Origin of the sequence: Pediococcus acidilactici, from assembly GCF_016127815.1 — a bacterium.
GTDB classification, from domain to species: Bacteria; Bacillota; Bacilli; order Lactobacillales; family Lactobacillaceae; genus Pediococcus; species Pediococcus acidilactici.
Genome location: NZ_CP066046.1, coordinates 1581815 through 1607945, shown reverse-complemented (window position 1 = coordinate 1607945; position 26131 = coordinate 1581815). Strand labels below are relative to the sequence as shown.

The following is a 26131-nucleotide window of genomic DNA, read 5'->3' as shown; positions in this document are numbered from 1 at the left end:
CCGTTAACGAATTTATAAGAAACTTTATAGGTCGTTCACACTTTAATTTAGCGTATGTACTATAATACATAGATAAGTAATCGCGATTAAAGGAAGGAAAAGCGTAATATCAATGATCTTTTTTATTAATGCACAAATGCCGGAGCAGAAATCAGGGATTGAACATGCGGAGTTAAAACGACTGGAGCTTTTTAACAAGATGAAGGTAGATTGTCGGCTGATTTTGCGGGATTGGAGCACGGACACCCACCGCCTTACGCAGGCTGCTGGGATTGACGACCAGCAATTGATCAACATGTTTGACTACTACCAGCAAGCTTTACAAGTGCAACGTCACATAGTTCACCCCACTGATTTAGATTTTGGGGTCGCGGACGTTGAACTCCAATATGAACCGGAAAATCAGCGGTATTTAGCGGTAACGCCTGCTCAGGAACTGGTCGCTCGGATTAATGTGGCGGGCGACGAGGAGCGGGTAGTCTCTACCGAACTTTTTGACGGCTTTGGTAATCTTTATCGAGTGGACAACTACGATTACCGAGGCTTTGTCTCCCTTTCGCAATGGTACACTCCCGATAATCAGATTGAAAATGAAGAATGGAAAACTCCGGAAGGTAAAACAGTTATCGAAGCTTTTACCAAGCAGAACCGGGCTGGTGAACTTAAACCTTCAGGATGGAAATTAACGGACCGTCACGGAAAAGTTTATCAATTCGACACGATTGAAACCTTTACGAAGCATTTTCTAGATGAGTTGAATGACGACTTCTGGTCGACCAAGCAACCTAATATTTTTGTGTTGGATCGTAATCATTTAGCTGACTGGGCCTTTTTAAACATGGAAAAACCAGCTTATCGAGTGATTCATTTGCACAACTCGCACGCTAGTGATGCACAAGCGCCCATGGATTCTACGTTGAACCAGCATTATGAATTTGCGTTGCGGTCGATGGATCGCTATGACGCTTTTATCAGTGCGACCCAAAAGCAAACTGCAGACGTTCAAGAGCGTTTTCACCCCCATACCCGGTTATTTACCATCCCGGTAGGCATTGTGCCCGGGCAGTTACGACAAGCCCCTCAAATTCCAGTTGCTAAGCGGCAGTTTGGAAAAATGGTGGCTTTTGCTCGGATTGCGTGGGAGAAGCACCTTGATGACCTAGTGCGGGCGATTGCCATCGTCCACCAGACGATTCCGGAGGTGACGCTCGATCTTTATGGTTATGCGGACCCTGCGAATAATTACGAAGCTAAACGGAAAGTGGAAGAGGTTATTCAGGAAAACCATTTAGAAAAGGTGGTTAGTTTTAAGGGATATACCACCGCGGTTGATGAAGTTGAAAATCAGGCGATGATGTTTGGATTGACTTCGCGGATGGAAGGCTTCAACTTAGCCGTAATGGAAGGAATTGCGCACGGATTAATTTCCTTTACTTACGATGTTAATTACGGGCCCAATGAGATTGTGGAAAATGACGTGAATGGTAACGTGGTACCTTACGGTGATTATAAAGCGATGGCGCAAGCAATCATCAAGGTTTTACAAGATCAGCAATTAGCGCAACGTTACTCCACCGGAGCATACACTTCGGCCGAACGTTATTCGGAAAAACAAGTTTGGCAAGCTTGGCAGGCGCTACTAGATGACGCACAAGCAAGCTGGCCAGCAAAGCTTCGGGCAATGCCAGAATTTCGGGAGGATGTTGAATAATGAAGTATTTTGTTAGCCGAGGAATTTACACCTTTAATTCGGGAACTGAGCATGCTCAAGCCCAACGAACCCGTCTTTTTAACCAACAAAATGATCCCGCACGGTACGTAACGATGGATTATAACCGCTTTTGGTTGCGGGATGCCCAGCGCGTTGGATTGGCCGGCGATCAAGTATTAAACATGTACGATTATTTTCAAGGAACTACGCAAACGCCAACCGTGGCGGTACCGGTACGGGAATTTAAGCAGTTGCCGTTTGATGAATACCAACTGGTTGATCATGGTCCCGATTATTATACGGTTGATCACGCGGGCCGACAGCTTGCACGGATCAATATTTTACCAGGGACGGTCGGCTTGGTGGGGGACGTGGAATATTACGACCGCTTTGATAACCTAGTTTCCCGGGATAATTACGATTGGCGCGGTTTCAAATCGTCAATTGATTACTTCCACCCCGATGGCAGCTTAGGAGTGCGCCGCTTTTTGAATTTAGCAGGAGAAGTAGTTTTAGAAAATGTTTATATGAACGTTGCGGATCAATTACAGCCCACCATGTGGAAACTGATTGGTTATCACGGGCAGGATTACCGGTTTGACTCGCAAGAGGACTTGTTTTTATTCTTCTTAAACGAAATTGCTGAACAAGACGACAAAGCGGTCATGGTTGCCGACCACCGCGACGTGGATTTGATTGTTATGCAAGTTGAAAAGGCCCAATCCCGATGGTTAGCTTTTCATGGAGCGCACGCGGACCATCACGGCAATGTTTATGCAGCCTATACACCCGCATTTCAAGCAGAACCGGGAGAAATTGATGGAATCATCGTGCCTACTGTTCAACAGCAGACGGCTATTCAAGGGCAATTTCCCGAGACACCAGTTTACGTGGCGGCTGATACGGTAGTTGATGCTAAGATTTTGTCTAATACCGTTTCTAAAAACAAGCGTACTCCCGACCACGTTATTTTCAGTGGACGTTTAGAAAGTGATCGGCGCCCCGACGAAGCGTTGGCAGCTTTTTTGCGGTTGTTTGATCAGCTTCCCGACGCGACATTAGAATACCGGGGCTACACAAATGATCACCAACTATTAGGTCGTTTGAAACAGATGGCCCAACACATGGGAATTGCCGAGCACGTTATTTTTGGCGATTACTTGCCGGATACAGCAATGGACAATTTCTATAATCAGGCACAGGTACTCATTAATACGGCTTACGACGAAGCTGGCGGGATTAGCGTCATTGAAGCCATGGCGCATGGGGTTCCGGTGGTTGCTTACTATACCGACTACGGCATTGAAAATTTAGTGGAAAATAATGTCAACGGGTTTGTCGTCACAAATGGTGATCAGGCGCAGATGGCCCGACGAGTAAAACAAATTCTACAGGACCCAGATTTGTGGCAAAAATTAAGCCGGGGAGCTCAACAAACGGCCCAGGCTTATCAAGCAAGAACGGTTTATCAACAGTGGAAAAATATTCTAGGATGAGTAAATAAAAACAGCGCAGGACAGCAATTGAATAATTGATGAACATCAACTAAAAATGACCATTATGCCTGAATTTGGCGTAATGGTCATTTTGGGATTAAGCGGAACAAACTGACTTTTGACGCTGTTGAAGGCAACGCACCAAAAATTTTTAGTTTTGCTCAGCTGCTATTTGTTTTTAATGAAAAAATTATTTAATAACGCGGAAGCGTTCGTCATCTGGCATAAATTCCTTATCGCCAGCTGGTTGTTCAATTGAACCGAATGGCATTTGTGCCTTTAAAGTCCAGTTAGCTGGAATATCGAATTTTTCTGCGATGAATTTGTCAGCAATTGGGTTGTAGTGTTGAAGAGAAGCGCCAATGCCTTCGTTAGCTAATGCAGTCCAAACGTCCACGTTAGCAATTCCCATTCCGTGTTCACCAAACATGTCAAATGCATCTTTGTATAGTGGGAAATTCTTCTTCAAGTCAGCGATGACGTCTTCATCGGTGTAGAAGAGGACGGTTCCGAGTCCAGCCTTAAATGCGCCTTCGACCTTTGCCTTGGTAGCTTTAAAGGCTTCTTCGTTAGGAACTTCGCCGTGTAAAATATCTAAAATTCCATCCCAAAGTTCATCGTGAGCCTTACCGTAAAGGATAACCGCGCGGATTGATTGGCTATTAAATGCGCTTGGTGATTGGCGAATTGCTTCTTCGATGATTTCGGTAATTTCGTCTTCGCTAAGCTTTACGTTTTTACCTAGTGCGTAGATTGAACGACGTTTTTTTAAGTTTTCTAAAAATGAATTTGACATATTGAACATCCCTTCTGTAACTATAATTGTCCGGCTTACTTTTAGTAAGTATATTGAGTATATAAAAAAGTTGAGGGGATTGCAAGTTTTTTAGAAAATAAATTGACCGATTGCCAATCAATTGTAATAATATGGTTAATAAACGATGTGGCGGAGGATGGAAGATGAAGAAAATTATCACGGTGATGGCAGCTTTAACGATGGCAGTCACCTTGGGAGCTTGCGGTAAGAAAGCGGCGTCGAGCGGGACGGTTTCCTCAGAAAAAACGACCCAGTCGCCGACCAAGCTGCAAGTGGTTACTAATAAAAAGAAGACTAATAATTTGGGAAACGTTTTGATCACGATCAAGACTAACTCAAAAGCTAAAGTTAAGATAACCAACACTAAAACTAAGAAGGTAGCAAATTTAACGGCGGATGCGGATGGAAAGTTAATCTTTAACGCACATTTAGGCGAACACACTAAGGAAGCCGAATTTATGATTACCGCTACGGCTAAACATCATCAAGCTAGTGGAACGCAAAAGTTTAAAGTATATAATGATTCGGCTGCTTACCACGAGTGGGAACAAAATCAAAGTAGCGCGGCGGAATCCTCTTCTTCTGCTGAAGAATCTTCATCGGTGGACGAACAATCTTCGTCTGCAGATGACAGCAGTGCAGAAGTAGATATTACGGCTGGCGATGATGTATCCAGCGCGGCTAGTTCCAGCGATTCGAATACTGGAACGAATACTACGGGAACCGCGGGCGGTGGTTACGTGGCTCCAAGCTATAGTGCGCCAAGTTACAGCTATCCAACCTACCAAGGCGGAGGCAACCATTATCATTCAAGCACCAGCGGCGGGAGTGCTAGTTCAGCGCCAAGTTCTAACGATACGGTAAGCGATCAAGCTGACGAATCGGACACGGATGCCGCGGCAAATAACGCGGGTACTGATAAAGTTGAAGCAACTACGGAAGAAGTAACGGAAAGTGCGGATTAAAATAAAAAAGTTGGGGTTAGAATTAAAATTCTTACCTCAACTTTTTTAATTTCATCAATATTATTTTTATTTTCTACATTTACCGGCTTAACTTAGTCCTCAAACGGTGCTAAGTGATTTACCGGACCATATTTGTGGCCTACAGCAATGGAATTGCTAATTGCGGCGGTAACGAAGCGTTTGCCGATTCGAATAGCAGTGGCAATGTCAGTTCCCTTAGCAATTTCAGCAGTGATGCAAGCTGAAAGTACGTCACCCGTACCGTTAACCCGGTCCGTTTCGACGTATGGGGCGCTCATCCAGAAGCTTTCACCATTTTCTAGAAGAACGAAATCGCGTACTTCGCTTTGAGCACCTGGTTTATGCGAACCCTTAAGGACCACGTTTTTAGCGCCCATTTCCTGCAACATCTTTGCAGCGCGTTCCATGTCATCGTCATTTTGAATGTCAATGCCGGTTAACTTGATTGCCTCATAAAAATTAGGGGTAATCACGGTAGCTAACGGAATCAACTTCGCCTTCAAAGTTTCAAACGCGTCTTCCTCCAATAGTAAGGCACCGTGTTTGGTAATAATGACCGGATCCAAAACTAAAGGACCAAAGTCGAATATTTGATAATTTTTGACAACGGTTTCAATCATTGGTGCATCAGCTAACATTCCGGTTTTGCTAGCCCGGATTTTGAAATCGTCGGCTAGGGATTGAAATTCTTGGTCAACGAAATCAGTAGGAAGCGGATGACTAGCTTGAATACCGTAAGAGTTCCCGGCAACGCAAGCGGTCATCACGCACATTCCGTGGACATCGCGACGTTGGAAGGTGTTTAAATCAGCCTCCATTCCTGCGCTACCATCGGAATCAGAACCGGCGATTGTTAAAGCTTGTGGAAATTCATTTGACATTAAACTCACTCCTTATTCTTTACTGGTTTAAGGATAACATATTTAAAAATTGGTAGATCAGTAAGTTGGAGAAAGAAAAAGGGAGTTTCCCCTCAGCCCAGTGTTGAGCGGGAAAACTCCTCAAAAAAATTTAAAAAAGTTATCGACGAGACGCCGTTTGTAAATTAGTGGCGGCATTTTGGAAAATAATTTGTTGAATCCGATTAACTGAAAGTTGAACTACCGAATTTTCATTGTGAACTTGTTGGTGGATTAGACCGGTAAATTGGTTCCAATGCTTAATTAATTCTGGAATTGACGGGTAGTTAGCTTCTCGAAATACCGCGAATAAAACGTCAACGATTCGATTAGCGTCTTCTTCGGTAATGCTAGGAGACAGCTGTTTGAAGAAGGGGGATTGATCAAAACCTGCTGGGGCCGCGATTCCCACGGCGCTTGCAAAACTCCCCGTCCGGTCCGCGGTCCATGAAGTAAGGTCATGCTGCCAAATCCCCGCGTTTAAACTATTAACGGTTCGCTGGGGAAAGGGATGTATCCCCACTAAGGAAAATACCGAAAGCGGCGCCATCAATTCTAAAACAGGTACGTCAAAATGGTATTTGCCTACGGGTAAGCCCGGACTTTCAAACAGTAAAACCTGTTGGATGCGTTGAGTTGCCGGGGTTGTCAGATGATCACAAGCTAGGGCGGCAATTGCAGCGCCGCGAGAAAAGCCCACGCAAATGATTTGGCGATCGTCAGCTTGTAAACTGCGTTGTAAATATGCTTGGGCAGCGTTTTGCAAAGCCTCGGGGTCCGTTAGCGCAAAGTGCAGGTCCTTTCGCCAACTAAGCAGCGTTCCGTTAGGTCCCCGAAAGGCGAGCACTTTTAGTGTTTTGGTGACTCCTAAAGTGATTGCTAAAAAATGCTCGTTATTCGGACTGAGCTTTTCTAAAGTAACCTTCTGGTAACGATTGCTGTGGGCAATCTGTTCTAATAGTTGCCGATCGGCCGGAAGGGTTAAATAATCCTTGGCCTGGATCTGGGCGAGAAGCGTAGCACAAAAATCCGGCAGTAACGCCGGCAACGCTAATTCACTAGTGGCCATGGTTAATGGCAATTCAACCAACCGGCTAAATAAGGCTAGGTCTAGTTCTAGCGGATCGTGGATTGGTCGCTGGTACTCGCTTAGAAAATTGGTTAATTTAGTCATTTAAATTTGCCCCGATCTCTTTATCTATATGAAAAAGGGTAGCACGCGACTAGTTTTTCAGTCAAACGGTGCTTTCACGTCAATTAGCTATCTATGATATACTGAAAGCGAATACAATATTGGTTTAGACCAGTGTGAATAAGGAGGAAAAATAATGGGTAGACTAGGTATTTCGATTTATCCCGACCGAATGGGGATTGAGGAAACCAAAGAATACATTAAATTGGCAAGTAAATATGGTTTTCAACGGATCTTCACGTCGTTCTTGCAAATTAAGGGGGACCAAGATCAGGTGGTGGCCCGTTTCAAAGACTTAATTGAATACGGCAAGTCGTTAGGAATGGACACCATGGTGGACATGAACCCGAAGTTGTTTAAACAATTGGGCGTGTCATACGATAACCTTAAATTTTTCCACGACATTGGCGCGTGGGCAGTACGGTTAGACGAAGGTTTCACAGGGATGGAAGAAGCGCGGATGACGCATAATCCGTACGGATTGAAGGTCGAGGTCAACATGAGTCGCGGTACCCATTATATTGACCAAATTATGGATTATGCTCCCGATCGGCAAAATCTAATCGGATCGCATAACTTTTATCCGCAGCGCTACACCGGATTAGGTTTGGACTACTTTAAGCAAACTTCCCAACAATACCGGCGGCATAATATTAATACGGCGGCCTTTGTGAACGCGCCGTCTGGTTCAGTGGGGCCTTGGCCGTTGCAAGAGGGAATGGTCTCGTTAGAAATGCATCGCGGCCAATCATTGTTTACTCAAATAATGCATTTGAAAATGTTAGGCTTAATTGACGATATTCTAATTTCAAATGCTGGTGTGAGCGAGGCGGATCTTAAAGAAGCGGCCGCAGCCTTCAACGCTTCGCAACCAACCGTGCGGGTGATTGCGGATGCCGGCTTGACCGATACTGAACGGAAAATTATTTTCGATAGCCAACACACGTACCGGGGGGATCATTCCGATTATGTACTGCGGAGCACCATGACACGGGTTTGGTATAAGGATGAAGATGTTCCGGCGCGCCATACGGTCCCAATTCATAAGGGCGACGTGTTAGTAATGAATAACGAATACGCACAATATAAGGCGGAAACCCAAATTGCGTTGCAAGATTTAGAAAACAACGGCCGAGTGAACGTGGTGGGCCACGTGGCACCAACTGATATGATGCTGTTGGAAACGTTGCAGCCGTGGAGTGATTTTAGGATGATAGAGGGCTCTGGAACCCGGGCAGCTCTTGAGGATTAACGAAAAATAGGCCTAGTCGCGGTTTAAGCGACTAGGCCTATTTTTCGTTAACCGGAGAGAGTTGAGTTCCAGAGCCCGTTTTAACTAGGCAGCAGAGGAACGCATAGACATTAATCGCGGATTGTGCGATTGATGCCTTAATTTAGTTAACCGGAAGAAACTGGGGCTAAGAGCCCGTTTCGACCAGGCAGCAGAAAAGTGCGACCATGATTTTTAATCCGGCACGAAAAGTTAAGCTAATGCTCTGTACTACTTCTAAAATGGTCATTCAAGCAAAAAAGTGGATTTCCTACCGTAGTTAACTAATTTTGACAAATTATTTGACTCAAAAGGGTTACTAAAAAAACAAATTACATATTTGTGCATATTGGTTTTAATTTGTAGGTACAAATGTTAATATGAACTTGTGAAAGCGATTTCAACGCTTTGGCCGGTATTACAAGGGTATATCACTTATTTTGCACGTTTGATTATTGGGATGCCGGCAAATTTATTTATAAGGAGGTTGTTGTAATGGGTGACAACAATAAAACCAATGGATTTGCTGAAAAGCTAATGCCTTTGGCAAGTAAAGTAGCATCTTCTCGTCACTTGGTAGCATTGCGGGATGGATTTGCCTTAGTTATGCCACTGATCATTATTGGTTCAGTGTTTATGATTATTAGTCAATTTCCAATTCCAGCTTATTTGAACATGATGACGAGTTTGTTTGGTGCCGGTTGGCAAGATACGGTCGGCTGGGCTACCAACGCAACGTTTAGTATTATCGGGATGGTAGCGGTAATCGGGATTTCGTTTGAATTAGCGAAGTCTTACGATGGAATCGACGCCATTTCGGCAAGTATGGTTTCCTTAGCGGCATTTATGTTAACGATTCCATTAAATGTCGATAAAGCGGGAGCGGTTTGGGTTCCGTTAACTCAATTAGGTTCGATGGGCTTGTTTGAAGCTTTGCTGATTGGCCTATTCGTAACCGACGCCTTCGTTTGGATGATTCATAAGGATTGGCAATTTAAGATGCCAGACACGGTTCCACCTGCTGTTGGTCACGCCTTTTCATCATTGATTCCTGGATTTGTAATTATTTTAGGAATGTGGTTGTTACGGCTTTTGGTTAGCTTTACCGACTTTAAGACGATTCCAAACGTAATCACGGTAATCGTTTCGCAACCATTGAACGCAGTTGGCGGATCAATCTTCGGGATGTTAGTTGCTGAATTCTTCGTTGTCTTCCTATGGCTATTCGGTATTCATGGTTCTAACGTAGTTGGTGGGATCATGGCGCCGGTTTGGTTAGGTAAGATGGCGGAAAACGCTGACGCTGCGAAGGCACACAAGGCGTTACCAAACATCGTTACCCAACAATTCGTGGATAACTTCATTCACTTTGGTGGTGCTGGTGAAACCTTAGCATTGGCCTTTATGCTAATGTTCTTGGCGAAGTCAGAAAACTTCCGGGCCATTGGTAAGCTAACTGCGATTCCGGGCTTGTTTAACATTAACGAACCAATTATCTTCGGGGTTCCAATGGTATTGAATCCGGTAATGGCGATTCCGTTCGTTATTGTTCCATTGATTTCAGTAGTAACCACTTACTACGCAATGAAGTTCGGGTTGGTTGCTAAGCCACTTGGAATTGCGGTTCCATGGACCACTCCGCCACTGATTTCTGGTTACTTGGCAACTGGTAAGATTTCGGGTGCGGTAATTCAATTAGTTAACCTAGCAATTGGTGGACTAGTTTACTACCCATTCTTCAAGATTGCTGACCGTCAAGCTCTTCAACAAGAAGAAGCAAAACGCGCAGAAATGAACGCTTAGAAAATAAAAATGTGGCTAAACGAGTAAAGTTTAGTCGCATTTTTTTGATAAGAAACGGCAATGTCAAAGGCTGGTCAAAAAATGTTATTACGAATAACCAAGCTAACTAACGTAATGAGGGTGCTGGTTAGTTCGTAAATTAGAAACCGCCTGCATGAAATTATGTAATGGTTTATGATGGTGAAGAAGGCGATAAAGCGCCTCATTTAGGGATGGGAGATTGATTTTAATGAGTAAACATAAGCAAAAAATGACTTCTGAGCAACGAACGCAACACGCCCAAAATGCTCAGAAAGTGATTGCCAACGCGCGTAAGCCTCGGCTAATGATTAAAGACTTGCCCGGATGGATGCAAAATGCAGCGTTAAACCGATTCAACTGGTTGCGCTGGTTGCCCTTTATCCCACTGTTGATTGTGATTCTCACAGCGCCAATGCTACAAAACGAAGTTCCGGCTACGTTAAAGGCTGATGGTGGGATGATTAACAAAAATGCGTTATTTTTGGTGCCGTTTGCTTGCTTACTGGGCGCATACGGCTGCTGGATTGCGATTAAATCCCGGCGGCGTGCTGATCACGTAGATGGAGACGTAAACCGGTTTGCATTGATGGAAATGGAAACCATCATCGGGGACCTGCTGGTAATACTGATTTGTACCGTCATTTCCATTTGGCAAGTCTTTATGGCCTTTCACTAGAACACTATAAAATGTATATAATGCTGAAGGTTTGCACCCTATACCGAAAAGTGTTAATACTTGCTGATTTTTTGTAAGCGGTTAAAATCGATAGTGGAGGTTGATAAAAATGACAAAAAAAGTATTAGTTTTAGGAGCACACGGGCAAATTGCTCAATTAGCAGAAAAGGAATTTATGGAAGAGACCGACGATGAGCTGAAACTTTTCTTACGGAATGCTAAGCGGCTCACTCCATCTAACCCTGACCGGGAAACGGTAATTGACGGGGATGCGGCTAACGTTGACCAATTAAAGGATGCCATGCAAGGAGTTGATGCGGTTTACGCTAACCTTGCAGGCAATAACATCGCCGATCAAGCAAAAGCGGTCGTTGAAGCAATGGACGCGACCGGCGTTAAGCGCCTCGTTTGGATTTCTACGTTAGGAATTTATGACGAAGTACCGGGCAAGTTTGGGGAATGGAACAACTCCACGCTAGGTAGCTACCTCACGCGTTATCGGTCAGCAGCGGACATTATCGAAGCTAGTGACCTAGATTATACGGTGGTTCGGCCAGCATGGTTAACTAACCACGATGAAATTGAATACGAATTTACTCAAAAGGGCGAAGACTTCAAGGGAACGGAAGTTTCACGGAAGAGTATCGCACACGTAGTAGTTGATTTAATTCAAAACAATACGGAAATTAAGCATTCCATCGGGGTCAATAAACCTAATACCGATGGAGACAAACCAAGCTGGTATTAGTAGCTTAGGTTTATAAGTCAAGTGCACAAGACTTGGTAGACTATGGATTCGATACGTAAAGAATATGTTGCAACAATTATGATGTCGTTTTTAGATTAAGTAGCATAAACTAAATTTGAATATACTTGGGTGCGCAAAATTGCCAAATTAAAGAGCTTTTCAGGAATTAGAATTTTCTTGAGAAGCTCTTTTTTGCTTAACTTTTTAATTAGTCTAGATTAGTCCAGCGTGTCGCGCACCTTATTTATTTGTTTCAAAACTTTAGTGGCAGTTTCAATTTCTTTTTCTGAAAAATTTTTTACGGCTTGGTTTAACTGTTTATTCAGCTCTACATGAAATTGTTGGTGCGCTTTTTCAGCCTGTTTTCCTAAGGCGGTAAGTCTTAGATAAGTATCTTTTTGGTTGTTCTCCTTATGATATTTTTCAACAAAAGAGTTTTTAACTAGTCGATTAACAAGCTTAGAAACCGCGCCTTGAGTCATATTTACGTGAGGCAGTAAATCGCTAATTTTGGGATTGGTGTCTGCAATCAGAGCAATAACATCTAACTCAGTAATAGAAAGTTTTTGAAATACGTTTGAAAGATTAGGGTTGCTCAACATTTTTTTGATTGTAGTTTTGTTGGAGTGTTCTCTATATTTTTTTAATTCGGCAAATAGTTCGTTGTTCATTTATATTCCTCGGCATGTATATTTAAATTTTGTTCTTATGGTGTTATTATACAATATATTCCCAGGAATATATTTTAACAAGAAAAGAGCTAGAGAATATGAAAAAAGTTGCGATTGTTTTTGACCACCCTTACGGTATGGAAGCTGGATACAACGAGCCGCATAAAAGATCCTTCACATCAGCATTGTTGGTCGCTTTACTCAAAGCGATGGAAGACGACGGAACAGAAGTGGATTTGATCGATTTGCATAAGGATAATTTTAATCCTGTGATGAGCAAGCAAGACTTAATAAATTGGCGGACTAAATCTTTTGTTGATCCACAAAGTCAGGATTATTTTGAACGCCTACAAATGGCTGATGAAATCATTATGCTATTTCCAATATGGTGGGAAGTTATGCCTGCAATGACAAAGGGCTTTTTAGACAAAGTTTTAGCAAAGGGACAAATTAAGCAAGCGGGGGCAACTAGAAGATTATTTGCATCAAGTACTAAGGTGCGGGTTTTAACCGTTTCGGGCGCTCCCACATGGATATATAGAATTGTGTTTGGAAACCCAGTAATCAGAATGCTAAAAAGAGGTGTGTTTAAGAAGGCTGGTATTAAGGATTTTAAATGGCATAATTTTAATGCGGAAGATACATCACCTAGAGGTAGGGTGAAAATGCTAAAATCTGTAAAAAAATATATTTAGTTTTAAAACGTGGGATGATTTGATTAATGATTAGCCGTTGCAATTTTTGTAAAAGATATTAATTGGTAAGTTTCGCGGAATTCTTGCTTCGGATGAACGTTATTCTGTATAATTCATACTATAGTTACGACAAGTTTTGATGAAAAATATAAAGGTGGTATTAGCCCATGAATATTGATTGGAAAGCAGAAGTTGAGCAACGTAAAGATCAAATGTTAGAACGTCTAATGGAATTGTTGAAAATTGACAGTTCCCGTGATGTAGAACATGCCGAAAAGGATGCGCCACTTGGTCCGGGACCTAAGGCAGCCCTTTTGAAGATGTTAGAATTCGCCGAAGCAGACGGATTTACAACCAAAAACGTTGAAAATGTGGCAGGCCACGTCGAATATGGCGACGGCAAAGAAATTTTAGGTATTTTAGGACACCTTGACGAAGTTCCCGCTGGTGAAGGTTGGGATACCGACCCATTTGCGCCAGTGGTCAAAGATGGCCGGATTTATGCTCGGGGAGTTAGCGATGATAAGGGTCCCGTTTTGGCTGCTTACCTAGGGTTACAAATCATTAAGGACCTTAAGTTGCCAGTTTCTAAGAAGGTGCGTTTGATTTTAGGAACTGACGAAGAGTCTGACTGGTACGGAATGGATCGCTATTTGGTAACTGAACAAACACCCGACTTCGGTTTTTCGCCAGATGCTGAATTCCCAATTATTAACGGGGAAAAGGGGATTGCTTCTTTCGAAGTTGAAGTGCCCGCACAATCAGCAACTGGGGATTTTGAATTACAATCTTTCAAGGGCGGAATCAAGGACAACATGATTCCTCGCGAAGCTAAGGCAGTTGTCTTAGCAAAAGCAGACGTTGACGAAGCTGCTTGGCAAGCTGAATACCAAGACTACCTAAGTGAAAACGGCCTTACCGGGGCAATGAATGTTGCCGGACAACAAATCACCTTTGACTTAGTAGGTAAGTCCGCACACGCCTTGGAACCCAAGGCAGGCTTGAACGCGGCCACTTTCTTAGCCGACTTCTTGAACCGTAAAGTGGCTAACGATTACCTTAAATTAATTGCAGAAAAAATGCACCTAGATTCACGGGGACACCAATTGAAGATTAATACCGTGGACCCTCAAATGGGCGATTTAACGGTTTCGCCAGACTTGTTTGACTACCAAGCAGGACAAGCTGGTACGGTAATTATCAATATTCGTTACCCACAATCCATCTCTACGGATGAAATCATTAAGAACGCGACGGCAGCGTTGGCTGATTTCGAGGCTAAAGTTGCTTTACATGGTCACGCACAAGAACCACATTACGTTCCTGCTGACGATCCGTTGGTAAAGACTTTGCTTCAAATTTACACGGAACACACCGGAGAAGCAGGACAAGAAATGGTAATCGGCGGGGGAACCTATGGCCGGATTTTAGAGCGCGGGGTTGCCTTTGGAGCGCAGTTCCCTGGCCGGGAAAACGTTATGCACCAAGCTAACGAATACATGGCAATTGAAGACATTGTCAACGCAGCTGCAATCTACGCTCACGCAATTTATGAATTAGCTAAATAAGGTTGACACTAGTTTGAATTATCCGTAAAATTAACAGCGATATTGAAGCAATGAAGTAGCCTAGTAGCGGGATGGGTTCAGCAATTAGAAATCTGGTGGGAGCTGCAAACCAGACTGACCCATTCGGTGAATTACACTATGGAGCTTTCTGCTTAAAAGAACGGATCATCTCGTTATCGATGTTGAGCGGAGTGTAATGTAATAACTCAATTCAAGGTGGTAACGCGGAATTTTTCGTCCCTGATCAGTTGATTGGGGGCGTTTTTTATTCCATTGATGATTAATAACAGAATGGAGGGTACTAACTGATGAACATTATTGACGAATTAGATTGGCGGGGCGCAATCAACCAGCAAACCGACGAAGAAGGTCTTAAGAAATTAACCGAAGAAAAATCAATCGGTTTATATGCGGGAATTGACCCGACTGGGGACAGTATGCACATTGGGCACTTGATCCCGTTCATGGTTTTGAAACGATTCCAACAAGCCGGACACAAACCGGTAATCTTAATCGGTGGCGGAACGGGTTCAATTGGGGATCCGTCAGGTAAGAAATCCGAACGGGTTCTCCAATCCATGGAACAAGTTCACCACAATGAAGAAGCCTTGAAGAAACAATTGGTTAAATTCTTTGGGACGGATAATTTCCGGATTGTGAACAATTACGACTGGCTTTCAAAAATGTCCTTGCTGGATTTCTTGCGCGACTACGGAAAATTATTCAACGTTAATACAATGTTAGCTAAGGATATCGTAGCTAGTCGTCTAGAAGTCGGAATTTCCTTTACCGAATTCACGTACCAAATTTTGCAATCGGTCGATTTCTTGCATTTATATAAGCACGAAGACGTGCAATTGCAAATTGGTGGTGGTGACCAATGGGGAAACATCACAGCTGGTACCGATTTAATCCACCGGATGGAAGGCCAGGACGCCAAGGTTTATGGTTTGACAATTCCGCTATTGCTAAAGGCGGACGGAACGAAATTTGGTAAATCAGAAGGCGGCAACGTTTGGCTTGATCCTGAAAAGACAACCCCTTACGAATTCTACCAATTCTGGTTAAACCAAGACGACCGTGACGTGGTTAAGTTCTTGAAGTACTTTACTTTCCTTAGCCATGAAGAAATTGAACGGTTAGCAGAAACGGTTAAAACAGCTCCTGAAAAACGCGAAGCACAACGGCGTTTGGCAGAAGAAGTTACGGAATTCGTCCACGGCAAGGCTGCGGTAGAGGAAGCACAACATATTTCGGCAGCCCTCTTCTCTGGGGATGTGAAGGACCTCACGGCAAGCGAAATCGAACAAGGTTTCAAGAACATGCCAAGTGTGGAAGTCGAAAACAAGAAGGAAAACATTGTTTTGTGGTTGGTCGACACCACGAAAATTGAACCATCTCGGCGTCAAGCCCGGGAAGACATTAAGAACGGTGCCATCCGGATTAACGGAGAAAAGATTACGGATGTGGACGCTGAAATTGATCCAGCTAGTCATTTTGATGGCAAATTCGTGATCGTTCGGCGCGGTAAGAAGAAGTATTTCTTAGCACGGGTAAAATAATTAACGATAAAAAGGGTTCGCAACAAACCAAGTTAGGTTGTTGCGAACCTTTTTTTGTTAAGTATGACATTACTTGTGAACATCTTTAATTTTAAAGGCTAAGAAGAGGGCGCAGATTTCTAATAGTAGAAAACAACTAAAAACGCCCAAGAAATTGTCGGTACCTAAAATGACGGTGGCAATTACCACGGCCGTTGAACCCAGGACCTGGCGAACGGTGGCAATGATGGACGAACCGTGCGGAATTAAATGGTCAGGCAATGAATTGGCGCCGAGCGTGGTGGCAGGCATCATTACAAAGGCGTTTCCGGCCTCCACTACCATCGTAGCCAGAATGGCAATTGCCAGACTTTCTAAAAAGACGTTGAGGATCATTAACGACCAGCCCGTGATGAAGATGGTGATTCCGATGATCATAACGGGTTTAAAACCGATCCGGTCAGCTAATTTACCACTTTGCCGGTTGAGCCAGGATAAAAGGGCCGCGGCGGGAACTAGTGCGAGTCCCGACCAAAACGGCGAAAGGTGTAAAACTTGTTGGAAATAAAGTGGCATGACGATGGTGACGGTAATCAACGACATGTACGCAAGCGCCGTTAGTAAAACCCCAAGGTCAAAATTTTTAATGCGCATAATTTCTAGGTGAAGCAGTGGGTTAGTTAAGTGGAACTGACGAATAACGAACCAGGCTAACATTCCTAACGAGACTACTAAAATGATGGCGAGTGAAAGGTTCCAACCCTGGTGGTTAATCTCATTGATAAAATATAGCAAGCCGATAATTCCTAAAGAAAGCAGCACCGAAACAAAATCTAACTCGGAATGGCTTTGCTGTACGGGACTAACGATGGTTTTGAACGCTAGCAGGGTGACTAGGATTAATAGACAGTTAAAGAAGATGAAGATTGACTGCCAATTAAAGATTTGTAGAATTACTCCGGAAAGAATCGGTCCCACTGCAAGGGCCGAACCCATAACTAGGCCAACGGTTCCCATGGTGGCTCCCCGTTGTTCTTCGGGAGTGATCTGCAAAATTACCGACTGGTATGTGGGAAATAGTACCCCAACGGAGAAACCTTCCATTAACCGCCCGACCATCATCATTGCGAAATTTGGCGCAAAAATAATGATGAAGGTTCCGATAATGAAAATTAGCAATAAGCTAATGTACATTCGTTTGAAATTAAGGTTATTTAGCATCCACGGCGAAAGGGGCATCACTACCGACATGATTAACATAAAGCCGGTAGTGAGCCAGGCAACCGTGCTAGCCGGTAGGTTAAAGTAATGCATGAAGGTGGGATAAGCGGTTGACAGGGATGATTGACTTATCGACATGGTAAACGTACCAAGCAGTAGCGTGGCGACGAACCAACGGTAAGCTTTTTTAGATAATGGAGTCATAAAATAAGTCGCTTCCTTTGCTTTTGTTTATAACAGTTCTAAAGTACAACACGAATGACGGACTGTAAAGGTGGATTATCAACGGTTAAGGAAGCATATTCGGGGGTTGGTGCAGCTTTATCCAACTTTTTGCACAAAAATTAAAATAAATGTCATAAAAGTGTTGACGGGTGCCGGAGATGAGTGTATAGTATATTTCTGTTGTCGCGAGGGACAACGTCATTGATTCTTCAAATTGATTGAAATTAATCCTTGACATAAATTGCTCCTCACGATATACTTAAAAAGTTGTGTTAAACGACATAAACGTTGTTAACACAACGATGGTAGACCTTTGAAAACTGAACAAAATTTTGACAAACGATCGTGTGAGGACTCGCAAATCAAATTGATTTAGTGAGAACAAACATGCGAAGTCAATTCGCAAAAACAAACAATTAATGAGCTTGAAAAAGACTCATCATTTTAATATGAGAGTTTGATCTTGGCTCAGGATGAACGCTGGCGGCGTGCCTAATACATGCAAGTCGAACGAACTTCCGTTAATTGATTATGACGTGCTTGCACTGAATGAGATTTTAACACGAAGTGAGTGGCGGACGGGTGAGTAACACGTGGGTAACCTGCCCAGAAGCAGGGGATAACACCTGGAAACAGATGCTAATACCGTATAACAGAGAAAACCGCCTGGTTTTCTTTTAAAAGATGGCTCTGCTATCACTTCTGGATGGACCCGCGGCGCATTAGCTAGTTGGTGAGGTAACGGCTCACCAAGGCGATGATGCGTAGCCGACCTGAGAGGGTAATCGGCCACATTGGGACTGAGACACGGCCCAGACTCCTACGGGAGGCAGCAGTAGGGAATCTTCCACAATGGACGCAAGTCTGATGGAGCAACGCCGCGTGAGTGAAGAAGGGTTTCGGCTCGTAAAGCTCTGTTGTTAAAGAAGAACGTGGGTGAGAGTAACTGTTCACCCAGTGACGGTATTTAACCAGAAAGCCACGGCTAACTACGTGCCAGCAGCCGCGGTAATACGTAGGTGGCAAGCGTTATCCGGATTTATTGGGCGTAAAGCGAGCGCAGGCGGTCTTTTAAGTCTAATGTGAAAGCCTTCGGCTCAACCGAAGAAGTGCATTGGAAACTGGGAGACTTGAGTGCAGAAGAGGACAGTGGAACTCCATGTGTAGCGGTGAAATGCGTAGATATATGGAAGAACACCAGTGGCGAAGGCGGCTGTCTGGTCTGTAACTGACGCTGAGGCTCGAAAGCATGGGTAGCGAACAGGATTAGATACCCTGGTAGTCCATGCCGTAAACGATGATTACTAAGTGTTGGAGGGTTTCCGCCCTTCAGTGCTGCAGCTAACGCATTAAGTAATCCGCCTGGGGAGTACGACCGCAAGGTTGAAACTCAAAAGAATTGACGGGGGCCCGCACAAGCGGTGGAGCATGTGGTTTAATTCGAAGCTACGCGAAGAACCTTACCAGGTCTTGACATCTTCTGCCAACCTAAGAGATTAGGCGTTCCCTTCGGGGACAGAATGACAGGTGGTGCATGGTTGTCGTCAGCTCGTGTCGTGAGATGTTGGGTTAAGTCCCGCAACGAGCGCAACCCTTATTACTAGTTGCCAGCATTCAGTTGGGCACTCTAGTGAGACTGCCGGTGACAAACCGGAGGAAGGTGGGGACGACGTCAAATCATCATGCCCCTTATGACCTGGGCTACACACGTGCTACAATGGATGGTACAACGAGTCGCGAAACCGCGAGGTTTAGCTAATCTCTTAAAACCATTCTCAGTTCGGACTGTAGGCTGCAACTCGCCTACACGAAGTCGGAATCGCTAGTAATCGCGGATCAGCATGCCGCGGTGAATACGTTCCCGGGCCTTGTACACACCGCCCGTCACACCATGAGAGTTTGTAACACCCAAAGCCGGTGGGGTAACCTTTTAGGAGCTAGCCGTCTAAGGTGGGACAGATGATTAGGGTGAAGTCGTAACAAGGTAGCCGTAGGAGAACCTGCGGCTGGATCACCTCCTTTCTAAGGAATAATACGGAACCGCACACGAGTCAAAGTTTTGTTTAGTTTTGAGAGGTCTACTCTCACTTTTGTTCTTTGAAAACTGAATAATATCTATAATTTTCTAATTTTAATTAATCATAATTAAACCGAGAGAAAACCGCGTAATTTTAAAGAGTTAAACAAGATTAGTTCAAAATAATCGCAATACTCAATTAATCGCTTTACCGTAGGTAAAGTTAGGTTAAGTTAGGAAGGGCGCATGGTGGATGCCTTGGTACTAGGAGCCGATGAAGGACGGGACTAACACCGATATGCCTCGGGGAGCTGTAAGTAAGCTTTGATCCGGGGATTTCCGAATGGGGCAACCCAATAGTTTTAATCGACTATTATCCGCATCTGAATTCATAGGATGTGTGAAGGTAAACGTGGGGAACTGAAACATCTCAGTACCCACAGGAACAGAAAGAAAATTCGATTCCCTGAGTAGCGGCGAGCGAAACGGGAACAGCCCAAACCAAGAAGCTTGCTTCTTGGGGTTGTAGGACTGAACATTTGAGTTACCAAAGAGCTTGATAGCTGAAGGGCCTGGGAAGGCCAGCCAGAGAGGGTGACAGCCCCGTAAGTTAAATCAAGCTCCCTCAGTTCAGGATCCTGAGTACGGCGGAGCACGTGAAATTCCGTTGGAATCCGGGAGGACCATCTCCCAAGGCTAAATACTACCTAGTGACCGATAGTGAACCAGTACCGTGAGGGAAAGGTGAAAAGCACCCCGGAAGGGGAGTGAAATAGTTCTTGAAACCATGTGCCTACAAGAAGTCAGAGCCCGTTAATGGGTGATGGCGTGCCTTTTGTAGAATGAACCGGCGAGTTACGTTCGTATGCCAGGTTAAGTTGAAGAGACGGAGCCGAAGCGAAAGCGAGTCTGAAGAGGGCGAATTAGTATGCGGATGTAGACCCGAAACCAAGTGACCTACCCATGTCCAGGTTGAAGGTGCGGTAAAACGCACTGGAGGACCGAACTCGTGTACGTTGAAAAGTGCTGAGATGAGGTGTGGGTAGCGGTGAAATTCCAAACGAACTTGGAGATAGCTGGTTCTCTCCGAAATAGCTTTAGGGCTAGCCTCGGAATTAGGATCGTGGAGGTAGAGCCACTGTTTGGACTAGGGGCCCGTCATGGGTTACCGAATTCAGATAAACTCCGAATGCCATCGATTTATGTCCGGGAGTCAGACGGTGAGTGATAAGATCCATCGTCGAAAGGGGAACAGCCCAGACCACCAGTTAAGGTCCCTAAATATATGTTAAGTGGAAAAGGATGTGGAGTTGCATAGACAACTAGGATGTTGGCTCAGAAGCAGCCACCATTTAAAGAGTGCGTAATAGCTCACTAGTCGAGTGATCCTGCGCCGAAAATGTACCGGGGCTTAAACATATTACCGAGACTGTGGATGCCACCATTAGGTGGCGTGATAGGAGAGCGTTCTAAGGGCGACGAAGGCAGACCGTGAGGACTGTTGGAGCGCTTAGAAGTGAGAATGCCGGTATGAGTAGCGAAAGATAGGTGAGAATCCTATCCACCGTATGACTAAGGTTTCCTGGGGAAGGCTCGTCCTCCCAGGGTTAGTCGGGACCTAAGCCGAGGCCGAGAGGCGTAGGCGATGGATAACAGGTTGAGATTCCTGTACTAGTTAAACTTGTTTGAACAATGGAGGGACGCAGGAGGCTAAGGAATGCACCCGATTGGAAGTGGGTGTCCAAGCCGTAAGTCTGAAGTCGAGTCAAATGCTTGATTTCTTAAGGACAAGCGGTGATGGGGAGTGAAATTTAAGTAACGAAGTTCCTGACGTCACGCTGCCGAGAAAAGCTTCTAGTTAGAGTTTAACTACCCGTACCGCAAACCGACACAGGTAGTCGAGGAGAGTATCCTAAGGTGAGCGAGAGAACTCTCGTTAAGGAACTCGGCAAAATGACCCCGTAACTTCGGGAGAAGGGGTGCTGATCGCAAGATCAGCCGCAGTGAAAAGGCCCAGGCGACTGTTTATCAAAAACACAGGTTTCTGCAAAATCGTAAGATGACGTATAGGGGCTGACGCCTGCCCGGTGCTGGAAGGTTAAGGGGATGAGTTAGCGTAAGCGAAGCTTTGAACTGAAGCCCCAGTAAACGGCGGCCGTAACTATAACGGTCCTAAGGTAGCGAAATTCCTTGTCGGGTAAGTTCCGACCCGCACGAAAGGCGTAACGATCTGGGCACTGTCTCAACGAGAGACTCGGTGAAATTATAATACCCGTGAAGATGCGGGTTACCCGCGACAGGACGGAAAGACCCCATGGAGCTTTACTGTAACTTGATATTGAGTGTTTGTACAGCTTGTACAGAATAGGTAGGAGCCGTAGAATCCGGAACGCTAGTTTCGGAGGAGGCGCAAGTGGGATACTACCCTCGTTGTATGAACCCTCTAACCCGCGCCACTAATCGTGGCGGGAGACAGTGTCTGGTGGGCAGTTTGACTGGGGCGGTCGCCTCCTAAAAGGTAACGGAGGCGCCCAAAGGTTCCCTCAGAATGGTTGGAAATCATTCGCAGAGTGTAAAGGCAGAAGGGAGCTTGACTGCGAGACAGACAGGTCGAGCAGGGACGAAAGTCGGGCTTAGTGATCCGGTGGTTCCGTATGGAAGGGCCATCGCTCAACGGATAAAAGCTACCCTGGGGATAACAGGCTTATCTCCCCCAAGAGTTCACATCGACGGGGAGGTTTGGCACCTCGATGTCGGCTCATCGCATCCTGGGGCTGTAGTCGGTCCCAAGGGTTGGGCTGTTCGCCCATTAAAGCGGTACGCGAGCTGGGTTCAGAACGTCGTGAGACAGTTCGGTCCCTATCCGTCGCGGGCGTAGGAAATTTGAGAGGAGCTGTCCTTAGTACGAGAGGACCGGGATGGACACACCGCTGGTGTACCAGTTGTTCCGCCAGGAGCATCGCTGGGTAGCTATGTGTGGATGAGATAAACGCTGAAAGCATCTAAGTGTGAAACTCGCCTCAAGATGAGATTTCCCATTGCCTTCGGGCAAGTAAGACCCCTGAGAGATGATCAGGTAGATAGGCTAGAAGTGGAAGTGTAGCGATACATGGAGCGGACTAGTACTAATCGGTCGAGGACTTAACCAAGTAGAACGTGGCAAGTAACTCGAAAGAAATGTAGATATTATTCAGTTTTGAGGGGACAAAAGTTTTCTCAAGTGATAACGCAAGTTAGCACAGAGTGTGGTGACGATAGTGAGAAGGATATACCTGTTCCCATGTCGAACACAGAAGTCAAGCTTCTTAACGCCAAGAGTAGTTGGGGGATCGCCCCCTGCGAGGGTAGGACGTTGCCATGCAAACTCAAGGGTCTTCCGAAAGGAAGGCTCTTTTTTTGTGTTCTAGTAAAGTAATTTAGGAAATCGCAAGACTAGGAGTAATGAAAGCTATCCAATAAAAGGAATCCACAGTTCGTTAAGCTTTAAACAGTGGTGAATAACTAAAACTAGGTTTCTGTTCTCGGGTCAATTACGATTAACTAAATCATTTTTAACAGGTGGTTAGGGCTCATTGATTATCAAAAAAATTAATCATCACTAGGCCACTTTTTTTACGATAATTTTTAGCTATTTGTTGTGAATAAACGTTTTACAGCAAGAATAAATATGGTATACTATTCTAGTAAAAGTTGCCACTATAGCTCAGCTAGGTAGAGCACTTCCATGGTAAGGAAGGGGTCGTCGGTTCAAACCCGACTAGTGGCTTAATAGTTATCTTCTTCATGAGGACTTACCCGATTATCGGGTAAGTCCTTTTTTACGTCGGGATTTAAAAATGGGGGTCCGTCATCAAGATTCCTTTTGCTTGTCTTTATGAGATTTAGTATAATTTTAAAAATGTGTCAAATTTCGACAAGGGGGAAATTGATGGATGGATTCGAAATATCGGGTTGAAAGTATCAAAAAGCAGTATCGGCATATGACCTATTGGGATATGTTTGCGACTTGGATTGGGGCTAACGCCAATAACGGGACCTGGTTTATTGGAGGGATTATTGCGGCGTGTGGTTTCTGGGGCGGAATCAAGGCGCTCTTGATTGCCTCCAGTATTTCGTACATATTCTTGATGATGGTTGGCTATATGGGAACTAAAACAGGCGTTTCCACGATGGCACTTTCGCGGGCTTCGTTTGGGATCCGGGGGAGCATCATTCCATCCTTAGTAAATTTAACCCAGTTTGTGGGTTGGACGGCGGTGAACACCTTCATTGCGGCTACTTCCGTATCTTATATCTTACATAGTTTTTGGGGCTGGCCCGTTTACGGACAACCTGGTGGTAATTTAGGTTTAATTGTCGGGATTGTGGTAATGAGCATCCTCCATTTACTTAGCATCGTTGCTGGGCAACGTTCAATTCAAATTATCGAACGGATTGGGATTATTTTAGTGATTATCTTTGTGATTTGGGAGTCGGTGGTGGTATTTCACGACGTTTCCTTTAGTCAAATTGCCCACTGGCAGGTACCACATCACTTAAAAATGGATCAAGGGACCGCGATGGATACGCTAGCAGCGTTTAACCTTGCGTGGGTTACGGCCGGTGCAGACTTTACTCGGTTCACTAAAAAGGTAAATACCGCCACTACCGCTCCGTTCCTAGGCGCTAATTTAGGAGTCTTTGGGTTTGCGTTTATTGGATTAAGCGCCACGATTAGTATCGCAGTTAGTTCGGGCGTTTACGACCCTAACAACTCGGATCCTAGTACGATTGCTAACCGGCTGGGACTAGGCGTAATTGCCATGATCGTCATTATGCTAACTAGTATGACGGCAAACGCGGTTAATATTCAGGCTGCGGGCTCGGCCTTGAATAACATGTTTAGCAAATTATCTTTAAAACAATCGTTACTGATTACTACCATAATTGCTACGGTGGTCACGTTTATCCCCGTTTTCTACGGTAGTTTCTTAACCACCTTTACAGCCTTCCTAGACTACGTTGGCATGGTTCTTGGCCCGATTATCAGCATCATGGTGGTGGACTACTTCTTGATTGCCAAACAACGTTACGCGGCGAAAGATTTAGGTGATCCCCACGGACCATATTGGTACCATAAGGGAATTCACTGGACGGCCTTTGGACTGTGGATTTTTGGTGTATTAATTTATAGTGCTTTACAAAGGGTAAGTTTTGTTCAAAAATATACGGGAGCAACCTTTTTGGTGATGATTTTGATTGGTTGTCTATATTGGGGAATTATGCAACTAGAAAAGGGGAAGCACAATGCTAATTAAAGGTGTGTATATTGAAAACGCAAAGGAACCAAAGGATGTCCGGGTTGAAGGAGGAGTTTTTCAAGAAATTGCGCTTAATTTAACCCCTCATGAAAGTGAAGAGATAATTGAGGCACAGGGCAAACTGTTGTTGCCGCCGTTTGTTGATTCACACGTTCATTTAGACGCAACGCTGACGGCGGGTGATCCCGAATGGAACGAGTCGGGCACTTTGTTTGATGGAATTCGGATTTGGGCGGAACGCAAAAAGAGCCTTACAAAAAAGGACGTTAAAACCCGGGCCCTGCAAACGTTGAAACGGCAAGCGCAACATGGGATTCAATACGTACGAAGCCACGTTGACACTACCGATCCTAACTTTACGGCTTTAGAAGCCCTACTAGAAGTTAAGGACGAAGTAAAGGACTTTATGGAATTGCAGTTAGTTGCCTTTCCACAAGAAGGAATTTGGTCGTTTCCTAACGGTAAGCAGTTACTGAAACAAGCGGCCGCGATGGGAGTTGACGTAATTGGCGGCATTCCGCATTTTGAATTTAACCGGGACTATGGAGTTGCTTCTTTGAAGTACATCGTTGAACTGGCGGAAAAGTACGATAAATTAGTGGACGTCCATTGTGATGAAATTGACGATCCAAATTCACGACACTTGGAAGTGTTGGCAACCTTGGCTTACGAAAGCGGCCTGAAAAATCGGGTCACGGCTAGCCACACTACCGCAATGGGGTCGTACAACGACGCCTACGTCTACAAGTTGATGCGACTCTTGGAAATGTCGGAAATTAACATGGTTTCCAACCCGTTAATCAACATTCACCTAGGTGGGCGATTCGATACGTATCCGAAGCGGCGCGGATTAACCCGGGTGAAGGAGTTGCTAGAACACCACGTCAACGTCTCGTTTGGTGAAGACGATGTGAAGGATCCGTGGTACCCAATGGGCGATGGCAACATGTTGGATTCAGTTCACATGGGCATTCACGCGGCACAGCTGATGGGGTATTCACAAATTATGGATTCTTACAATCTGACTACTAATAACGGAGCCAAGACGCTTAACGTTGAGGATCATTACGGAATCGCGGTCGGCAAACCAGCCAACTGTTTGATTTTTAACGCGGATAATTTTTATGACGAGTTAAACGAGCGTAAAGAATTGCTTTACTCCATTCACCAAGGTAAAGTGATTGTCCAAACTCAACCAGCACAAATTAAAACTAATTTCTAAAACTAATTGGCAACTCAACGGGCATTTCGTTAGGGTTGCCAATTTTTTTGTG

Annotated in this window: 17 protein-coding genes, 1 tRNA gene, 3 rRNA genes and 1 other annotated feature; of the genes, 16 read left to right on the top strand and 5 right to left on the bottom strand. The window is 44.7% G+C overall.

Features of this window, described 5'->3' with window-relative positions; genetic code table 11:
• Positions 1 to 112: 112 nt before the first annotated feature.
• Both I6H64_RS07950 and I6H64_RS07945 read left to right on the top strand, forming a co-directional pair.
• Positions 113 to 1711, top strand: a complete 1599-nt coding sequence (locus tag I6H64_RS07950) for a glycosyltransferase family 4 protein (protein WP_008841659.1) — start codon at positions 113 to 115, stop codon at positions 1709 to 1711.
• The gene (locus tag I6H64_RS07945) at positions 1711 to 3207 is read left to right on the top strand and encodes a glycosyltransferase (protein WP_056985167.1); all 1497 of its coding nucleotides are present in this window, start codon (positions 1711 to 1713) and stop codon (positions 3205 to 3207) included. The genes I6H64_RS07950 and I6H64_RS07945 overlap by 1 nt, the downstream gene beginning before the upstream one ends.
• Positions 3208 to 3397: 190 nt before the next feature.
• Here I6H64_RS07945 and I6H64_RS07940 read toward each other — a convergent pair whose 3' ends face one another.
• Entirely contained in the window at positions 3398 to 4003 is a 606-nt protein-coding gene (locus I6H64_RS07940; RefSeq protein WP_002830941.1) for a nitroreductase family protein, read from the bottom strand.
• Between the two features lie 164 nt (positions 4004 to 4167).
• On the opposite strand from I6H64_RS07940, the gene I6H64_RS07935 reads away from it, so the two are divergent.
• Positions 4168 to 4989: an LptM family lipoprotein gene (locus I6H64_RS07935; RefSeq protein ID WP_008841654.1), complete on the top strand. Its 822-nt coding sequence runs from the start codon at positions 4168 to 4170 to the stop codon at positions 4987 to 4989.
• A 92-nt stretch (positions 4990 to 5081) separates the two neighbouring features.
• Here the strand turns inward: I6H64_RS07935 and thiD are convergent, their stop codons facing one another.
• Together thiD and I6H64_RS07925 are read right to left on the bottom strand one after the other, a co-directional pair.
• Positions 5082 to 5891, bottom strand: coding sequence for a bifunctional hydroxymethylpyrimidine kinase/phosphomethylpyrimidine kinase (thiD, locus tag I6H64_RS07930; RefSeq protein ID WP_008841653.1), 810 nt, complete (start codon positions 5889 to 5891; stop codon positions 5082 to 5084).
• Positions 5892 to 6030: 139 nt separating this feature from the next.
• A complete protein-coding gene (locus I6H64_RS07925) occupies positions 6031 to 7083 on the bottom strand; it encodes an Mbeg1-like protein (RefSeq protein WP_008841652.1) in 1053 nt (350 codons plus the stop codon).
• Positions 7084 to 7237: 154 nt separating this feature from the next.
• Between I6H64_RS07925 and I6H64_RS07920 the strand changes: the two genes are divergently transcribed.
• The 4 genes from I6H64_RS07920 to I6H64_RS07905 all read left to right on the top strand — a co-directional run bounded on the left by I6H64_RS07920 (position 7238) and on the right by I6H64_RS07905 (position 11619).
• Positions 7238 to 8353, top strand: coding sequence for a DUF871 domain-containing protein (locus tag I6H64_RS07920; protein WP_005919440.1), 1116 nt, complete (start codon positions 7238 to 7240; stop codon positions 8351 to 8353).
• 513 nt (positions 8354 to 8866) lie between these two features.
• Positions 8867 to 10174: a PTS cellobiose transporter subunit IIC gene (gene celB / locus I6H64_RS07915; RefSeq protein WP_002830555.1), complete on the top strand. Its 1308-nt coding sequence runs from the start codon at positions 8867 to 8869 to the stop codon at positions 10172 to 10174.
• A gap of 229 nt (positions 10175 to 10403) precedes the next feature.
• A complete protein-coding gene (locus I6H64_RS07910; protein WP_056985169.1) occupies positions 10404 to 10871 on the top strand; it encodes a hypothetical protein in 468 nt (155 codons plus the stop codon).
• A gap of 109 nt (positions 10872 to 10980) precedes the next feature.
• Positions 10981 to 11619 carry an SDR family oxidoreductase gene (locus I6H64_RS07905; RefSeq protein ID WP_005919448.1) on the top strand — a complete coding sequence of 213 codons (639 nt, stop codon included), beginning with the start codon at positions 10981 to 10983 and terminating at the stop codon, positions 11617 to 11619.
• 218 nt (positions 11620 to 11837) lie between these two features.
• Here I6H64_RS07905 and I6H64_RS07900 read toward each other — a convergent pair whose 3' ends face one another.
• Positions 11838 to 12290: a MarR family winged helix-turn-helix transcriptional regulator gene (locus I6H64_RS07900; RefSeq protein WP_005919451.1), complete on the bottom strand. Its 453-nt coding sequence runs from the start codon at positions 12288 to 12290 to the stop codon at positions 11838 to 11840.
• Positions 12291 to 12388: 98 nt separating this feature from the next.
• Here I6H64_RS07900 and I6H64_RS07895 point away from each other — a divergent pair, with 98 nt between their 5' ends.
• The 3 genes from I6H64_RS07895 (at position 12389) to tyrS (ending at position 16115) form a co-directional block, all read left to right on the top strand.
• On the top strand, positions 12389 to 12985 hold the full coding sequence (locus I6H64_RS07895) for an NAD(P)H-dependent oxidoreductase (RefSeq protein WP_008842427.1): 597 nt from the start codon (positions 12389 to 12391) through the stop codon (positions 12983 to 12985).
• Positions 12986 to 13152: 167 nt separating this feature from the next.
• A complete protein-coding gene (gene pepV, locus I6H64_RS07890; protein ID WP_008842426.1) occupies positions 13153 to 14553 on the top strand; it encodes a dipeptidase PepV in 1401 nt (466 codons plus the stop codon).
• Between the two features lie 41 nt (positions 14554 to 14594).
• Positions 14595 to 14798, top strand: a binding site (T-box leader).
• A gap of 63 nt (positions 14799 to 14861) precedes the next feature.
• Positions 14862 to 16115 (top strand): tyrosine--tRNA ligase, encoded by a 1254-nt coding sequence (tyrS, locus tag I6H64_RS07885; protein ID WP_005919459.1) that lies wholly within the window; start codon positions 14862 to 14864, stop codon positions 16113 to 16115.
• A 69-nt stretch (positions 16116 to 16184) separates the two neighbouring features.
• Here tyrS and I6H64_RS07880 read toward each other — a convergent pair whose 3' ends face one another.
• On the bottom strand, positions 16185 to 17519 hold the full coding sequence (locus I6H64_RS07880; RefSeq protein WP_036685940.1) for a DHA2 family efflux MFS transporter permease subunit: 1335 nt from the start codon (positions 17517 to 17519) through the stop codon (positions 16185 to 16187).
• Between the two features lie 466 nt (positions 17520 to 17985).
• Here I6H64_RS07880 and I6H64_RS07875 point away from each other — a divergent pair.
• The 6 genes from I6H64_RS07875 to codA all read left to right on the top strand — a co-directional run bounded on the left by I6H64_RS07875 (position 17986) and on the right by codA (position 26079).
• Positions 17986 to 19562 (top strand): 16S ribosomal RNA (locus tag I6H64_RS07875).
• Positions 19563 to 19783: 221 nt separating this feature from the next.
• Positions 19784 to 22706, top strand: a 23S ribosomal RNA gene (locus tag I6H64_RS07870).
• A gap of 95 nt (positions 22707 to 22801) precedes the next feature.
• Positions 22802 to 22918 (top strand): 5S ribosomal RNA (gene rrf / locus I6H64_RS07865).
• Together the 16S, 23S and 5S rRNA genes with 1 tRNA gene alongside form the textbook arrangement of a ribosomal RNA operon.
• Before the next feature lie 331 nt (positions 22919 to 23249).
• A tRNA-Thr gene (locus tag I6H64_RS07860) sits at positions 23250 to 23323 on the top strand.
• Between the two features lie 166 nt (positions 23324 to 23489).
• Complete coding sequence (locus I6H64_RS07855; RefSeq protein WP_008842110.1) at positions 23490 to 24854, top strand: cytosine permease; 1365 nt, start codon at positions 23490 to 23492, stop codon at positions 24852 to 24854.
• Positions 24844 to 26079, top strand: coding sequence for a cytosine deaminase (gene codA / locus I6H64_RS07850; protein ID WP_008842109.1), 1236 nt, complete (start codon positions 24844 to 24846; stop codon positions 26077 to 26079). Before I6H64_RS07855 ends, codA begins: the two co-directional genes overlap by 11 nt.
• Positions 26080 to 26131 lie beyond the last annotated feature (52 nt).

Excerpts from the sequence above, each read along its gene's own strand:
- I6H64_RS07900 (WP_005919451.1), bottom strand. The coding sequence starts at position 12,290 with ATGAACAACGAACTATTTGCCGAATTAAAAAAATATAGAGAACACTCC.
- I6H64_RS07895 (WP_008842427.1), top strand. The coding sequence starts at position 12,389 with ATGAAAAAAGTTGCGATTGTTTTTGACCACCCTTACGGTATGGAAGCT.
- celB (WP_002830555.1), top strand. The coding sequence starts at position 8,867 with ATGGGTGACAACAATAAAACCAATGGATTTGCTGAAAAGCTAATGCCT.
- thiD (WP_008841653.1), bottom strand. The coding sequence starts at position 5,891 with ATGTCAAATGAATTTCCACAAGCTTTAACAATCGCCGGTTCTGATTCC.
- I6H64_RS07935 (WP_008841654.1), top strand. The coding sequence starts at position 4,168 with ATGAAGAAAATTATCACGGTGATGGCAGCTTTAACGATGGCAGTCACC.
- tyrS (WP_005919459.1), top strand. The coding sequence starts at position 14,862 with ATGAACATTATTGACGAATTAGATTGGCGGGGCGCAATCAACCAGCAA.
- I6H64_RS07905 (WP_005919448.1), top strand. The coding sequence starts at position 10,981 with ATGACAAAAAAAGTATTAGTTTTAGGAGCACACGGGCAAATTGCTCAA.
- pepV (WP_008842426.1), top strand. The coding sequence starts at position 13,153 with ATGAATATTGATTGGAAAGCAGAAGTTGAGCAACGTAAAGATCAAATG.
- I6H64_RS07950 (WP_008841659.1), top strand. The coding sequence starts at position 113 with ATGATCTTTTTTATTAATGCACAAATGCCGGAGCAGAAATCAGGGATT.
- I6H64_RS07855 (WP_008842110.1), top strand. The coding sequence starts at position 23,490 with ATGGATTCGAAATATCGGGTTGAAAGTATCAAAAAGCAGTATCGGCAT.
- I6H64_RS07910 (WP_056985169.1), top strand. The coding sequence starts at position 10,404 with ATGAGTAAACATAAGCAAAAAATGACTTCTGAGCAACGAACGCAACAC.
- I6H64_RS07945 (WP_056985167.1), top strand. The coding sequence starts at position 1,711 with ATGAAGTATTTTGTTAGCCGAGGAATTTACACCTTTAATTCGGGAACT.
- I6H64_RS07920 (WP_005919440.1), top strand. The coding sequence starts at position 7,238 with ATGGGTAGACTAGGTATTTCGATTTATCCCGACCGAATGGGGATTGAG.
- I6H64_RS07880 (WP_036685940.1), bottom strand. The coding sequence starts at position 17,519 with ATGACTCCATTATCTAAAAAAGCTTACCGTTGGTTCGTCGCCACGCTA.
- codA (WP_008842109.1), top strand. The coding sequence starts at position 24,844 with ATGCTAATTAAAGGTGTGTATATTGAAAACGCAAAGGAACCAAAGGAT.
- I6H64_RS07925 (WP_008841652.1), bottom strand. The coding sequence starts at position 7,083 with ATGACTAAATTAACCAATTTTCTAAGCGAGTACCAGCGACCAATCCAC.
- I6H64_RS07940 (WP_002830941.1), bottom strand. The coding sequence starts at position 4,003 with ATGTCAAATTCATTTTTAGAAAACTTAAAAAAACGTCGTTCAATCTAC.